The sequence below is a fragment of the Caballeronia novacaledonica genome (assembly GCF_900258035.1).
Classification (GTDB): domain Bacteria; phylum Pseudomonadota; class Gammaproteobacteria; order Burkholderiales; family Burkholderiaceae; genus Caballeronia; species Caballeronia novacaledonica.
Genome location: NZ_OGTP01000011.1, coordinates 54,523 through 68,466, shown reverse-complemented (window position 1 = coordinate 68,466; position 13,944 = coordinate 54,523). Strand labels below are relative to the sequence as shown.

The following is a 13,944-nucleotide window of genomic DNA, read 5'->3' as shown; positions in this document are numbered from 1 at the left end:
CCAGTAATGAGAAAAGGACATGCCGCGAAGATCGCAGGCCTCGCGTTCGCAGCGGGCACGGCGAGCCTGCCGATGGCGGCGCATGCACAAAGCAGCGTGACGCTCTACGGCATCCTCGATGCGGGCGTCACCTGGGTCAGCAACACCGGCGGCTCGCACGTGGTGAAGTTCGACGACGGCATCTCCTACGGCAACCGCATCGGCTTTCGCGGCACGGAGGATCTCGGCGGCGGCTTGCAGGCGGTCTTCGTGCTGGAGTCGGGCTTCCATCTCGGCAATGGCCGGTACGCATTCGGCGGCGCGGAGTTCGGCCGGCAGGCCTATGTGGGGCTTAAGAATCAGTGGGGCACGGTGTCGCTCGGCAACCAGCTCGACATGACCGAGGAGTTCGTCTATCTCTACAACATCTCGGCGTGGGCGAGCGGCTATGCGATTCACCAGGGCGACTTCGACCGCATGAACGGCGACCGCTTGCCGAACTCGATCAAGTTCCTGTCGAACAATTTCGGCGGCTTCACGTTCGGCGGCATGTATTCGTTCGGCAACCAGGCGGGCGACTTCCATCGCAACAGCGCGTGGAGCGTCGGCGCGCACTATGCGGCGAACACCTTCAACGTCGGCGCGGCGTATACACAGCTCAACAATCCGAACGGCATCTATGCGTTCGATCCCTACGCGATGATCGGCGCGCGCACGTTCCTCGGCCAGCCGACCGTCTCCGTCGATCCGGCGACGGGCGCCGTCACCGATCTCTACAGCGCGAATGCGTTCCCCGTCGACAAGCAAGGTGCGTTCGCCGTGGGCGCGGCGTGGACCATCGGCAAGCTGATGTTGTCGGGCAACTTCACGTACACGACCATCAAGGGTCTCGGCCAGACCTCGCACATGCAGGTGTACGAAGGCGGCGCGTCGTACAGCTTCATGCCCGACCTCAGTCTCTACGGCGGCTATCAGCACACGCGCTTCGAAGGCAATCACTGGAACCAGGGTTCGCTCGGCCTGCACTATCTGCTCTCGAAGCGCACGGACCTCTACGTTTCCGGCGATTATCTGCGCGCGTCCGGTCCGATCGATGCGGTCATCGGCTATAGCTTCACGCCGTCGTCATCGAACACGCAGTCCGATGTGCGTGTCGGCATGCGGCACTCGTTCTAGGCGGCGGCGAGCCGCGCGGGCGGGACGGCGCGCAACGCGCTGCGGTCCTGCCGCGGGCTCGTGTGAAAGCGCGCGCGATACGTCCGCGAGAAGTGCGAAGGCGATTCGAAGCCGCACGCCACGCACACGGCAAGAATCGACATATCGGTCTGCTGAAGCAGTTCGCGTGCGCGCGTGAGGCGCAGGCCGAGATAGAAATGCGTCGGCGTGTCCTTCAATGACGAGCAGAAGAGCCGTTCGAGCTGACGCCGCGTCACGCCGATGGACTCGGCGAGCGCATCGGGCGAAAGCGGCTCTTCCATATGCTGCTCCATCAGCTCGATGACCTGAATCAGCTTGCGATTGTGAATGCCGTAGCGCGCGGCGATCTGCAGCCGCTGATGATCCGAACGCTGTCTGATACGCCCGAGCACGAACTGCTCCGACACCTTCGCGGCGAGGCTCGCGCCATGCTCGCGCGCGATCACGTCGAGCATCAGATCGATGGAAGCCGTGCCGCCCGCGCACGTGATGCGCCGCGTGTCGATCTCGAAGAGTTCCTGACTCGTCTCGATGCCCGGATAGCGTTCGTTGAACGCCGCCGCCGCTTCCCAATGCACCGTCGCGCGCTTGCCCGCGAGCAGCCCCGCTTCGGCGAGGATGAAGCCGCCGGTGTCGATGCCGCCGAGCGTCGCGCCCGCGCGGTCGAGGCGCTTCAGCCAGTCGCCGATCGCACGCGTGTAGCCCGAGAGCGGCTCGAATCCCGACACGACGAATACCGTGCGCGCGCCGTTCACCTGATCGAACGCGCTTTCGGCGTTGAGCGTGATGCCGTTGCTCGCGGCGACCGGCCCGCCATCGGCGCTGACGATATGCCAGCGGTACAGATCGCCCGCGAAGCGATTGGCGACGCGCAGCGGCTCGATCGCGGACATGAAGCCGATCGAAGAAAATTCGGGCAGCAAGAGGAAGTGGAAATCGTGGGGAGCGGACATCGGTTCGATCGAAAGAGGCAAGTCGATGAGCAAGCCGTCCACGCTAGCAAGCGCAAAAAGCATGCGCAATCCGGCACGCCCCGTAGGGCGGCCGGATTCGATACCGACATCGGTGCGGATCAGACGCTCGCGAGCGCGTTCGTGAGCGTGTTCGCGACCTTGGCGAGCTGCGGCTCGACGACGAGATCGGTGTGCCTGCCATCGACCTGCATGACCTGCAAGCCGTGCTTCGCGACGCGCTGCCAGACCGGCAACGGATCGCTGCGCGAGTTGTCGAGCAGACTCGCGCGCACGTAGACGATCGGGCCGCCTTCATAGCGGCGCGGCTTGTAGGTGGACATCGCGACGCGCATCGATTCGCGCACGCGCTGAAGCACGGGCGGCAGGCCGGCCGCTTCGGGCGCGGGCTTGTGCGCCTGCTTGCCCATGCGCATGCGCACGCGGTCGGTGATCACCGCCGCCTTGCCGCGCATGTAGCCGAAACGCGCGCCGGCTTCGAGCGAACGCAATTCGCGCAGCCGGTCCACGACCACGGCCGCCTGATAGCGCGTCCATTGCGAGAGCGGCAGGCAGCGCGTGTGCACGTAGGTATCGAGCAGACAGAGCATTTCGATCTTCTCGCCCGCCGCGACGAGCTGCTGCGCGATCTCGAACGCAACCAGGCCGCCGAACGAATAGCCGACGAGCGCATACGGCCCGTGCGGCTGCACTTCGCGCATGCGCAGCACGTAACCGCGCGCCATCGCTTCGACGCTGTGCTGCGGGGCTTCGTCGCCGTCGAGGCCGAGCGCCTGCAGGCCGTACACGGGACGTTCGTTCTGCAACATGCCCGCGAGCGTGAGGCACTCCATCACCGAACCGGTGATGCTGTGCAGCATGAAGAGCGGCCGGCCGCTGCCCGCGCGCATCTGCACGAGCGTCGAGTCGCCCGCGCGCGTGTTCGGATCGGCGGTGAGCACGGTGGTGAGACGCGCGATGGTCGGCGCGACGATCATCGTCGAGAGCGGCAGCGTGCGGCCGGTTGCGCGCTGCACGTCGGCGAGCATGCGCGCGGCGAGCAGCGAATGGCCGCCGAGTTCGAAGAAATTGTCGTCGCGGCCGATCGGCGAGAAGCTGAAATGCTGCTCCCAGAGCGCGCACAGATACGCTTCGATCGCTTCGGCCGATTCGCCCGGCGCGGGCAGATCGCGCTTCACGCGCGTAAGCGACGGATGCTCGCGAATCTGATCGAGACACTCCGGATTCGCCAGCGACGACACGTTGCGCGCGGGCAAGCCATTGACCGCATCGCGCGCGGCGGCTTCCGAAGGCTTGTTGTTGTGCGTGACGGGCAGGCCGTCGACTTGCACGATCACGTCGGGCACGAGCGCGGCGGAGCCCTGGCGCGTGAGGTCGCGGCGCACGCGCGCGGCGAGCGCCGCGTTCAGTTGCGCGCCCGGCCGCAACACGAGCAACAGCACGATGCGCTGGCCTGCGTCGCCCGCGTTGGCGCCGGTCTGGGCGACGACCATCGCATGACGAATCTCGTGAATCTCGCTCAGGATGCGATAAATCTCCCCCGGACTCACGTTGACGCCGCGCACGTTGAGCACGCCGTCGCTGCGCCCGTGCAGGCGCGCGGAGCCTTCGGGCGAGAACTCGATCACGTCGCCGTGTGTCCACACGCCTTCGTTGGCCGCGAAATACGCCTTGTGGAAGCGCGAGCCGTCTTCATCGCCGAAGAAGCCGAGCGGCCGCGACGGAAACGGATTCGTGCAGACGAGTTCGCCCGGCATGATCGTGCTCGCGCCCTGATCGAACGCCTGCACGTCGAGGCCGAGGCTTCGGCACTGCGCTTCGCCCGCAAAGACGGGCAGATTGGGATTCCCGAGCACGAAGCAGCCGATGATGTCCGTGCCGCCTGAAATCGATTGCAACTGCAGATGCTTCACGTGATCGTCGACCCACTGGAACTGCGAGTCGTAAAGCACGGCGCCGGTCGACATCATGCCGCGCAGCGCGGAGAGATCGAACTGCGCGGCCGGTTCGATGCCCGCATCCTCGCTCATCTTCAGATAAGCCGGACTCGTGCCGAAGACGGTCGCGCGTTCGCGGGCGACGAGACGCCAGAGCGTGTCCACGGCGGCGACGGGACCGTCGTACGTGATGATTTCGACGCCCGACGCCAGCACCGACATCTGCCAGTTCCACATCATCCACGAGCAACTGGTGTGAAAGAAGAGCTTGTCGCCGGGACCGAAGTCGCTGTGCAGACGATGCTCCTTCACGTGTTCGAGCAGCGTGCCGCCCGCGCCGTGCACGATGCATTTCGGCTTGCCCGTCGTGCCCGACGAAAACATGATGAAGAGCGGATGATTGAACGGGAAGCGCTTCCATGCGAAGCGCATCGGGTCGCCGCTCGCGATCAGCGAGTTCAGTTCGTGATGGCGTTGCGTGACCGTGCTCGGCAGTTCGGTATCGTCGAGACAGACGATGTCGGTCAACGACGGAAGCTCTGCTGCGACGGCCGCGACGTGCCCCGCGAGCGAGCCGCCGGTGTCGAACGGGCGCTGCATCGTGTGCGCGAACATCATGGTCGGGGCGAGCGGCGCGAAGCGGTCGAGAATCGCCTGCACGCCGTTTTCCGGCGCGGCCGTCGAGAGCGTTGCGCCGAGCGCGGTCACGGCGAGCGCGGCGGTGATCGCTTCGCAGTCGTTGCGCATGATCGCGACCACGCGGTCGCCCGGCTTGAGGCCGATTTCGGAGAGCGCCTGCGCGAGCCGCATGACGCGCTCGCGCAACTCTCCGCGCGTGTACGTGACGCGGCGGCCATCGGCGAAGCAGGAGGTGATGGCGGGGGCGTCGTCGGGCGCGATGCGCTTGCCGAGCAGATTCTCGGCGTAGTTCAATTCGACGTGAGGGAAAAACCGCGCCGTTTCGCATCGATCGCCGATGCAGACCGGTTCATCGGATCCCGACCATTCGAGCCCTTGCGCCGATTCGAGGAAGCACTTCCAGAATTGGCGATACTCACGGGCTGAATAGACATGCAATTCCGAGTAGTTGGCGAATTGCTCGCCCGTCGCTTTCTGAAAGGCCTCCGTAAAGGCCGTCATGCGCGATGCGGAAATCTGCTCGGCGGAAGGCGAAAAAAGCGGTTCGCGCGCGTAGAGCTGCGCGCTTTCTCGGATAGCGTCTTGACGGTCCATTATCCAGGCCTTGATTTGCAAGCGTGTAGTAAATAGCTGTGCCCGACGGCATCGCGGGAAATCTCTCCGTTTCCTTTGGCCGAGCCGCTGCCGAGCCGAGCATAGCCCTTTGCCGGGACATTACCCGGTTAGAAATCCTTGCTATGTGCGACCCGCCACAGAGGCCGTGGCGTTTCGGCAAACATTGAGCTTGCGTAAGCGCGTAGTGCGTGTTTTCGAATGCTGAACGGCGGGAATGAACGCGTATCCATTCCAAACTCTTTATTTCAATTCGCGTTAACGCTATGCGTCCGGGAAGCCACGCGTGACGAAGAGGTCGCAAGCGGTCAAGTCACGGTCGCACGCGGGCGTTCGGGCGCTTTTATGCGGCGTTACTTTTGATGCACGCCGGCACTCGAACCGGCGCATCGATTCAACCCTCAACGGAAGGCTTGTCATGACCCAACGTCTGATCTCCACTCTGATCTTTGCCGGCATCTGCGCCGCGTTCGCCGTCGCGCCGGGCGCGCACGCGGAGGATTCGAGTTGCCGCACGGTGCGCTTCGTCGATATCGGCTGGACCGACATCACGTCGACGACGGCGCTTGCTTCGGTCGTCTTCGAGGGGCTTGGCTATGCGCCGCGGACCACGGTGGCGTCTGTGCCGATATCGCTCGCGGGTTTGAAGAGCAAGCAGATCGACGTGTCGCTCGGATATTGGTGGCCGGTGCAGCAGAAGGCGGTCGAGCCGTTCCTGGAAGCGAAGAGCATCGAGAAGCTCGAACCGCCGAATCTGTCGGGCGCGAAGGCGACGCTCGCGGTGCCGTCGTATGCGTATGACGCGGGCATCAAGACGTTTGCGGATATCGCGAAGCATCGCGACGAGCTGGGCGGGACGATCTATGGCATCGAGCCTGGCAGCAGCGCGAACGCGAAGATCCAGAAGATGATCGACACCAATCAGTTCGGACTGGGCGGCTTCAAGCTGGTGCAGTCGAGCGAGGCGGGGATGCTGGTGACGGTCGAGCGCGCGATCCGCGAGAAGAAGCCGGTCGTGTTTCTCGGCTGGGAGCCGCATCCTATGAACATTCAGATGAAGATCAACTATCTCGCTGGCGGCGATGAGGTGTTCGGGCCGAACTACGGCGAGGCGCGCGTCTATACGCTGACGAATACGGATTTTCTGACGCGGTGTCCTAATGCGGGGAAGTTTGTTTCGAATCTGCGCTTTACGACCGATCTGGAAAATCGGCTGATGCAGCCGGTCATGAACAAGGAGCGGCCTGCCGATGCGGCCAAGGCTTACCTCAAGAAGAATCCGCAGGTGCTGGATGCATGGCTTGCTGGCGTCAAGACGGTCGATGGGAAGGATGGGTTGCCGGCCGTTCGGCAATATCTCGGGCTTTGATGGGTTTTTTTGCTTTTGCTTTCGCTTTCGTTTTCGCCGGATCCCGTGTTCTTTGTGGTCTATTAGCGTTGCCCCTGTGCGGGGCGGCAGTCACTTTCTTTGCTGCTGCAAAGAAAGTAACCAAAGAAAGCAGCTTTTCAAGCCCGCGGTCACACGCAACTTGGCCAATTTTCTCCTTGCAGATGGCACTTGCCTAAGTGTCGCCCTCAAAGGACCAACCGGGATTGGATCGCGCACGGTCTGACGCACCATATGTTTTAGCGCGCTGGTTCAGCACGAAAGAGCTTCGGCACAGCGCTGCGCGCTGCCGTCGGGTCTGCGAGGGAAACCAGCGAGAAAGAAGCGGACGCAGCCCACCCGCCGACTGACCCATCGGCCGCGAAGCGGGCCGGAGCTGTTTTGTGCTGAACCAGTTTGTTGTGTGATGCGATGAGTCAGACCGTGCGCGAGCCAAGTCCGATAAGACCTTTGAGGGCACTCGCTACTCTGGGGGCCATTCGGTCAATCGCCTGTGCCGCGGCCGGCGTGAAGTGCTTAGGCTGGGGATAGCTGTTTCTTTGGTTACTTTCTTTGCAGCAGCAAAGAAAGTGACTGCCGCCCCGCACAGGGGCAGTGCTAATGGACCACTAAGAAAACAGGATTTCATAAAAAAGAAAGAAATAGGAACCCTAACCAAACTCAAAACAACGAGAGAAACCAAATGAACTACGAAGTGATAGTGACATGCGCGGTAACCGGCGCCGGCGACACCACAGCCCGGCATCCCTCAATCCCGGTAACACCGAAACAGATAGCGGAAGCAGCAATAGAAGCGGCCCGCGCGGGCGCAACAGTAGCCCACTGCCACGTCCGCGATCCAAAAACCGGCAGAGGCAGCCGCGACCCGGCGCTCTATCGGGAAGTAGTAGACCGCATCCGCTCGTCGGACACGGACGTGATCATCAATCTGACCGCAGGCATGGGCGGCGATCTGGAAATCGGCCCGGGCGAAGACCCGATGCGCTTCGGCAAGGGCACGGACCTGGTCGGCGGCCTGACGCGCCTCGCCCACGTCGAAGAACTGCTCCCGGAAATCTGCACGCTCGACTGCGGCACGCTCAATTTCGGCGACGGCGACTACATCTACGTATCGACGCCCGCGCAACTGCGAGCCGGCGCAAAACGCATCCAGGAGCTCGGCGCGAAGCCCGAACTGGAAATCTTCGACACAGGCCACCTCTGGTTCGCAAACCAGCTCCTGAAAGAAGGCTTGCTCGACGACCCGCCGCTCTTTCAACTGTGCATGGGCATTCCGTGGGGCGCGCCGCCCGACACCGGCACGATGAAAGCGATGGTCGACAACCTGCCGCCCGGCGCCCACTGGGCAGGCTTCGGCATCGGCCGCATGCAGATGCCGATGGTCGCGCAGGCGATGCTGCTCGGCGGCCACGTGCGCGTCGGTCTCGAAGACAACCTGTGGCTCGATCGCGGCGTGCACGCGACCAACGGCTCGCTCGTGCAGCGCGCCGTGGAAATCATCGAACGTCTGGGCGGACGCGCGCTCACGCCCGCCGAAGGACGCAAAAAGCTCGGCCTGCCGCCGCGCGGCGAACGCCTGCTGGAAAGACGCGCGCTCGAACAATTTGCCTGAACGGACAAGGACACGACGATATGCAAGTCAAGCAATTCGCCGCGCTCGGCGCGGGTGTGATCGGCAGCGGCTGGGTGGCGCGCGCGCTGGGAGCAGGGCTTCACGTCACCGCGTGGGACCCGGCGCCCGGAGCGGAAGCGCAGCTTCGCGCGAACGTCGCGAATGCGTGGCCGGCGCTCGAACGCGCCGGGTTGGCGGAAGGCGCGTCGCAGCAAAGATTGCGCTTCGTCGAAACCATCGAGGAATGCGTCGCCGATGCGGACTTCATCCAGGAAAGCGCGCCCGAGCGCGAGGAACTGAAGCTCGCGCTGCACGAACGCGTGAGCCGCGCGGCGAAACCCGATGCGATCATCGCGTCGTCCACGTCCGGGCTCCTGCCGAGCGATTTCTATGCGCGCGCCGTCAATCCCGGACGCTGCGTCGTCGGGCATCCGTTCAATCCGGTGTATCTGCTGCCGCTCGTCGAAGTGCTCGGCGGCGAAGCGACGTCGGGCGAGTCGATCGACGCCGCCATGAGCTTCTACGCGTCCATCGGCATGCGGCCCTTGCGCGTGCGCAAGGAAGTGCCGGGCTTCATCGCGGACCGGCTGCTCGAAGCGCTGTGGCGCGAGGCGCTGCATCTCGTGAACGACGGCGTCGCGACCACCGGCGAAATCGACGACGCCATCCGCTACGGCGCGGGCATCCGCTGGTCTTTCATGGGCACGTTCCTCACCTACACGCTGGCGGGCGGCGAGGCGGGCATGCGACACTTCATGCAGCAGTTCGGGCCCGCGCTCGAATTGCCGTGGACGAAGCTCGTCGCGCCGACGCTGACCGACGAGCTCATCGACCGCGTGGTGGACGGCACGTCGCGGCAGACGAACGGGCGCGGCATCAAGGAACTGGAGCGTTATCGCGACGACTGCATCGCGAGCGTGATCGAGGCGATCGCTCAGGCGAAAGCGCGTCACGGCATCGAAGACTAGAGGACGAACGATGATCTATCGCGACACCGTCAAACCCGAATGGGTCGATTACAACGGCCACTTGCGCGATGCGTTCTACATGCTGATCTACAGCCTCGCGACCGACGCGTTCATGGACCGCATCGGTCTCGACGACGCGGGCCGCCGCACGCGGCAGCGCACGCTCTACACGCTCGAGGCGCACATCAGCTATCTGCGCGAGATCAAGGAAGGCGCGGCGGTGCGCGTGGAAGCGCGGGTCGTCGCGCATGACAAGAAGCGCGTGCATCTCTATATGGAGATGTTCGAGGGCGATGCGGCCGAGCCGGTGTCGGCGTGCGAGCAAATGATGTTGCACGTCGATTCGAGCGGCGCGCCGAAATCCGCATCGTTCGATGACGACATCGCCGCACGCATCGCCGCCGAGCCGGCCGTCGCGCTGAAGGACGCGCGTTACGCCGGCCGCGTGATCGGCCTGGCCGGACGCGCTTCCTCGACCGCGCCGGCCTGAGCGCGCCACGTTCTCAGCAATAGCGCGTTCGTCACCACGCTCACGCTGGAGAACGCCATCGCCGCGCCCGCGAACATCGGATCGAGCAAGCCGAACGCGGCGAGCGGAATACCGATCAGGTTGTAGACGAACGCCCAGAAGAGGTTCTGCCGGATCTTGCGGTACGTGCGCCGCGAGATGTCGATCGCATCCGCGACGAGCGCCGGATCGCCGCGCATCAGCGTGAGGCCGGCCGCTTCGATCGCCACGTCGGTGCCGCTCGCCATCGCGATGCCGATGTCGGCGGCGGCGAGCGCGGGCGCGTCGTTGATGCCGTCGCCGGCCATCGCCACGATGCCGCTTTCCGACGCCTTCAGTTGCGCGACGACGCGCGCCTTGTCGTCGGGCAGCGTCTGCGCGAACACGAGATTCGACGGAATGCCGAGCGCGCGCGCCACGCTTCGCGCGCTGCCTTCGTTGTCGCCGGTGACGAGCGCGCTTTTCACGCCCATGCTCGCCAGCCGGTCGATGGCGGCGCGCGCGGTCGGCTTGATCGTGTCGCCGAACGCGAGGAGCGCGAGCACGGCGCCATCGGGTTCGATGAGCCACGAGATCGTGTTGCCTTGCGCTTCGAGTTCACGCGCGCGCCCGGCGAGCGACGGCGAAACGTCGAGCTTCAGTTCCGCGACCCAGCGCGCGCTGCCGATCGCCATGCGCCGCGCGCCGACCTTCGCCTCCACGCCGCGCCCGGCGACCGCGCGCGCGGCGCTCGCATCGAAACGCGGCGCATCGTTCGCGGCGGCCACGACGGCCTTCGCCAGCGGATGTTCGCTCAGGCGCTGCACGGCGGCGGCGAGCCCCAGCGCTTCGGTCCGGTCCTGCCCCGGCGCGGCATCGAACGCGACGAGAGCCGGCTTGCCGGCCGTCAGCGTGCCCGTTTTGTCGAACGCGACGATCCGGATCGCATGCGCCTGTTCGAGCGCCTGCGCGTCCTTGATGAGAATGCCCTGGCGCGCGGCGACGCCCGTGCCCGCCATGATCGCGGTCGGCGTGGCGAGGCCGAGCGCGCACGGGCACGCGATGACGAGCACGGCGACCGCGTCGAGCAGCGCCGTTTCCGCGCTCGCGCCGTGCAGCAGCCAGCCGGCGAGCGTGACGAGCGCGATCGCCAGAATCGCCGGCACGAACACCGCCGACACGCGATCGACGAGCCGCTGGATCGGCGCCTTCTCCGCCTGCGCCGATTCGACGAGCCGGATGATGCGCGCGAGCGTCGTTTCCGCGCCGATCGCCGTGGTTTCGATCGCGATGACGCCTTCGCCGTTGATCGAGCCGCCGGTCGCGCGCGCGCCCGGTTCCTTCGCGACGGGCAGGCTCTCGCCGGTAATCAGCGATTCGTCGATGTGCGTGCGGCCCTCGCGCACGATGCCGTCGACCGGCACGCGCTCGCCCGGCCGCACGATGGCGATATCGCCGACGCGCACATCGGCGAGCGCGACTTCCCGTTCGCGCGCAGGATCGTCGCGGTCGCGCACGCGCGCCTTGTCGGGACGCAGCGCATTGAGCGCGCGGATCGCGTCGGTGGTCTGCCGCTTCGCGCGCGCTTCGAGCCATTTGCCGAAGCGCACCAGCGTGATGACGACCGCCGACGCCTCGAAGAACAGATGCTCCGTCATGCCGCCGTGCGCGAACATCTGATAGACGGACAAGCCCCAGGCCGCCGACGTGCCGAGCGCGACGAGCAGATCCATGTTGCCGGCGAACGCCCGCACCGCGCGATAACCGCCGACATAAAAACGCGCGCCGAAGCCGAACTGCACGACGCTCGCGAGCGCGAGTTGCAGCCACGGGTTCAGCGCGAGGCCGAACATCGGCGCGAGCAGCGGCACGGTGAGCACGGCGGAGGCGAACACCGCGGCGAGCTCGCGATCGAATGCGGGCGGCGCGGCGGCGGCGGGCGCGGCTTCGGGCAGGATCGGCGCGGCTTCGTAGCCGGCCTTCGCGACGGCGGCGACGAGCTGATCGTCGGTCACGGCGCCGTTCGCGTGCACGGTCGCCTTCTCGGTGGCGAGATTGACCGCGACGCTTTCGACGCCCGGCACGCGCTTGAGCACTTTCTCGACGCGCGCCACGCACGACGCGCATGTCATGCCGGTGACGGACAATTCCGCAGTTCTCGGATTTTCGGATGATGCGGTGGACATGGTGAAACGCTCCAGTCTGGCCGGGATCGTGACGATCCCTCACGAGACAAGTATCGACCTTCCAATGATTGGAAGGTCAAGCGGATTGATCGTCGAGTGCCGGGAAATGACTGTATTCGAAGGACGAAAAGCGCGCCGTTCAGTGCTTTTGGCCGGCATCTGGTGCATTCTTCGACTTGCCGGCGCGCTTTTATGCGCTTCATCTTGCCTATAGTCATCGGATAAGTTAAAACCCGAATTTCGAGATAATGCTCGTGGCTTGCCGCGCGGGGATTCGAGGCGGCGTCGAGCTGTCCGCGAGCGAGCCGTGAATCGATCCCGAATCGAATCGCGCAATAACCCAAATCGAAAGAAGAACTGGATTTCCATTCGAATGAAGAACAACCGACGCTGGACGCTTCCGCTCAACACCGCGATCTGGATGAGCGTGAGTCTCGCCGGCATGGCGGTCCTGACTGGCTGCGCGACCAGACAGCCCGAGTTGAAACCGACCACCACGGGCTGGGTGAAAAATCAGGTCGCCGATTCCTACACGTTCGGCTTTCCGCTCGTCGCCACCGATATCGCCCGCGAGCGTGCAACCGGCCGCGCGGGGCAGCCCGGCCAGGCGCCGCTCAACACGTTCCGTCACGCGAGCGCGCTGCCTCCCGCCGGTGCGGCGGGCTGGCCGAGCGTGGACACGCTGGAATCGGCGGCGTGGCTCGATATCTCCGCCGATCCGGTGATCGTCTCGTTGCCCGCCGCGCCGCGCGGCCGCTATCTCGACGCCCGCGCCTTCGATGCCTGGACCAACGCGCTCTATTCCAGCGCGGACACGACGCCGTATCCGAAGATGCAGTTGATCGCGTTCGTGCCCGCTGGCTGGACCGGCACGCTGCCCGCCAACGCGACGCGCGTCGAAACGCGCACGCGTTACGTCTGGCTCTCGGTGCGCGTGCGCGTGAATGGCCCGCGCGACGTGCGCGAGGCGAGGAAGCTGCAGACGTCGATGCGCATCGACACGCTGACGCCCGCGAAAGGCTCCGTCGCCGATCCGACGCCCGCCGTCGCCGGCGCGTGGCCCGCGAACGGCGCGCGGCAGCCCGCGGTGCCGCCGCTGCCCTCCGCGCTGGCGACGGTCGCGCCGGGCGCACAGGCAGAAGCGCTCGAGGCCAACGCGTTTTTCGCGCGCCTTGCCCGCTCGCTCGACGACAATCCCGCTGCCACCGACGACGCCCACGCGATGAGCCAGCTCGCCGATCTCGGCGTGAAGCCCGGCGAGCCGGTGCAGTTCAAGAAGACCGATGCGCCGCTTCTCGATTCCGGCCTCGCCGATGCGCGCGAGCGGCTCGCGAGCGTGCCGCCGAACGCGATCACGAAGAACGGCTGGACCTGGTTCGGCGACGGCGTCGGCATTTACGGGACGGATTACACATTGCGCGCGTATCTCGCGCGCCGTCAGACCGCGACGAGCACGAAGGAAAGCGAAGTGAAACCGGTCGCGCGCGTGGACAGCGAAGGCCATGCGCTCAACGGCGCGAACGCCTACACGCTGCACTTCGCGCCCGATCAGTTGCCGCCGGTGCGCGGCTTCTGGACGATCACCGCCTACACGAAAGATGGCGCGCTCGCCGACGAGACGCTGCCGCGCCTTTCGCTTTCCGACCGCGACCGGCTCAAGAAGAATCGCGATGGTTCCGTCGATGTGATCGTGTCGGCGAAGTCGCCGGGGCGCGCGCAGGCGTCGAACTGGCTACCGGTGCCCGAAGGCGAATTCCAGCTCGCGATGCGTCTCTATGCGCCGAAGCCGCAAGCGAGCGACGGCACATGGGCGCCGCCGCCTGTCCAGCGGCAGTGAGTCAGCCGTTCGACAGCAATAAGTCCGAAGCATGACTATAGAGGCCGCGATTTTTTCGCGGCCTTTATGTTTTTGATACGCGGTTCGGGCAACGTTTGCGCTCCGCCTCGTCGTATACTCGAACATCATCTT

At 65.3% G+C, this 13,944-nt stretch carries 9 protein-coding genes; 6 read left to right on the top strand and 3 right to left on the bottom strand.

Annotated elements, in window-relative coordinates:
* Positions 1-6: 6 nt before the first annotated feature.
* Positions 7-1,155 carry a porin gene (locus NOV72_RS17185; RefSeq protein WP_106855804.1) on the top strand — a complete coding sequence of 383 codons (1,149 nt, stop codon included), beginning with the start codon at positions 7-9 and terminating at the stop codon, positions 1,153-1,155.
* Here NOV72_RS17185 and NOV72_RS17180 read toward each other — a convergent pair.
* Together NOV72_RS17180 and NOV72_RS17175 are read right to left on the bottom strand one after the other, a co-directional pair.
* The gene (locus tag NOV72_RS17180; protein ID WP_106855897.1) at positions 1,152-2,129 is read right to left on the bottom strand and encodes a GlxA family transcriptional regulator; all 978 of its coding nucleotides are present in this window, start codon (positions 2,127-2,129) and stop codon (positions 1,152-1,154) included. The genes NOV72_RS17185 and NOV72_RS17180 overlap by 4 nt on opposite strands.
* A 119-nt stretch (positions 2,130-2,248) precedes the next feature.
* On the bottom strand, positions 2,249-5,317 hold the full coding sequence (locus tag NOV72_RS17175) for an acetoacetate--CoA ligase (RefSeq protein WP_106855803.1): 3,069 nt from the start codon (positions 5,315-5,317) through the stop codon (positions 2,249-2,251).
* A 436-nt stretch (positions 5,318-5,753) separates the two neighbouring features.
* On the opposite strand from NOV72_RS17175, the gene NOV72_RS17170 reads away from it, so the two are divergent.
* From NOV72_RS17170 to NOV72_RS17150, 4 genes are all read left to right on the top strand, one after another.
* The gene (locus NOV72_RS17170) at positions 5,754-6,704 is read left to right on the top strand and encodes a choline ABC transporter substrate-binding protein (protein ID WP_106855802.1); all 951 of its coding nucleotides are present in this window, start codon (positions 5,754-5,756) and stop codon (positions 6,702-6,704) included.
* Between the two features lie 700 nt (positions 6,705-7,404).
* Positions 7,405-8,334, top strand: coding sequence for a 3-dehydrocarnitine:acetyl-CoA trimethylamine transferase CdhC (cdhC, locus tag NOV72_RS17160; RefSeq protein WP_106855800.1), 930 nt, complete (start codon positions 7,405-7,407; stop codon positions 8,332-8,334).
* Between the two features lie 20 nt (positions 8,335-8,354).
* Positions 8,355-9,302, top strand: a complete 948-nt coding sequence (locus NOV72_RS17155) for an L-carnitine dehydrogenase (protein ID WP_106855799.1) — start codon at positions 8,355-8,357, stop codon at positions 9,300-9,302.
* Positions 9,303-9,312: 10 nt separating this feature from the next.
* Entirely contained in the window at positions 9,313-9,792 is a 480-nt protein-coding gene (locus tag NOV72_RS17150) for a thioesterase family protein (protein ID WP_106855798.1), read from the top strand.
* Here the strand turns inward: NOV72_RS17150 and NOV72_RS17145 are convergent.
* Positions 9,735-11,975 (bottom strand): heavy metal translocating P-type ATPase, encoded by a 2,241-nt coding sequence (locus tag NOV72_RS17145; protein ID WP_245933073.1) that lies wholly within the window; start codon positions 11,973-11,975, stop codon positions 9,735-9,737. The two genes, NOV72_RS17150 and NOV72_RS17145, sit on opposite strands and share 58 nt — an antisense overlap.
* A 373-nt stretch (positions 11,976-12,348) precedes the next feature.
* On the opposite strand from NOV72_RS17145, the gene NOV72_RS17140 reads away from it, so the two are divergent.
* Positions 12,349-13,812, top strand: coding sequence for a DUF1254 domain-containing protein (locus tag NOV72_RS17140; RefSeq protein ID WP_106855797.1), 1,464 nt, complete (start codon positions 12,349-12,351; stop codon positions 13,810-13,812).
* Positions 13,813-13,944: the final 132 nt, after the last annotated feature.

Excerpts from the sequence above, each read along its gene's own strand:
- NOV72_RS17185 (WP_106855804.1), top strand. The coding sequence starts at position 7 with ATGAGAAAAGGACATGCCGCGAAGATCGCAGGCCTCGCGTTCGCAGCG.
- NOV72_RS17180 (WP_106855897.1), bottom strand. The coding sequence starts at position 2,129 with ATGTCCGCTCCCCACGATTTCCACTTCCTCTTGCTGCCCGAATTTTCT.
- NOV72_RS17175 (WP_106855803.1), bottom strand. The coding sequence starts at position 5,317 with ATGGACCGTCAAGACGCTATCCGAGAAAGCGCGCAGCTCTACGCGCGC.
- NOV72_RS17170 (WP_106855802.1), top strand. The coding sequence starts at position 5,754 with ATGACCCAACGTCTGATCTCCACTCTGATCTTTGCCGGCATCTGCGCC.
- cdhC (WP_106855800.1), top strand. The coding sequence starts at position 7,405 with ATGAACTACGAAGTGATAGTGACATGCGCGGTAACCGGCGCCGGCGAC.
- NOV72_RS17155 (WP_106855799.1), top strand. The coding sequence starts at position 8,355 with ATGCAAGTCAAGCAATTCGCCGCGCTCGGCGCGGGTGTGATCGGCAGC.
- NOV72_RS17150 (WP_106855798.1), top strand. The coding sequence starts at position 9,313 with ATGATCTATCGCGACACCGTCAAACCCGAATGGGTCGATTACAACGGC.
- NOV72_RS17145 (WP_245933073.1), bottom strand. The coding sequence starts at position 11,975 with ATGTCCACCGCATCATCCGAAAATCCGAGAACTGCGGAATTGTCCGTC.
- NOV72_RS17140 (WP_106855797.1), top strand. The coding sequence starts at position 12,349 with ATGAAGAACAACCGACGCTGGACGCTTCCGCTCAACACCGCGATCTGG.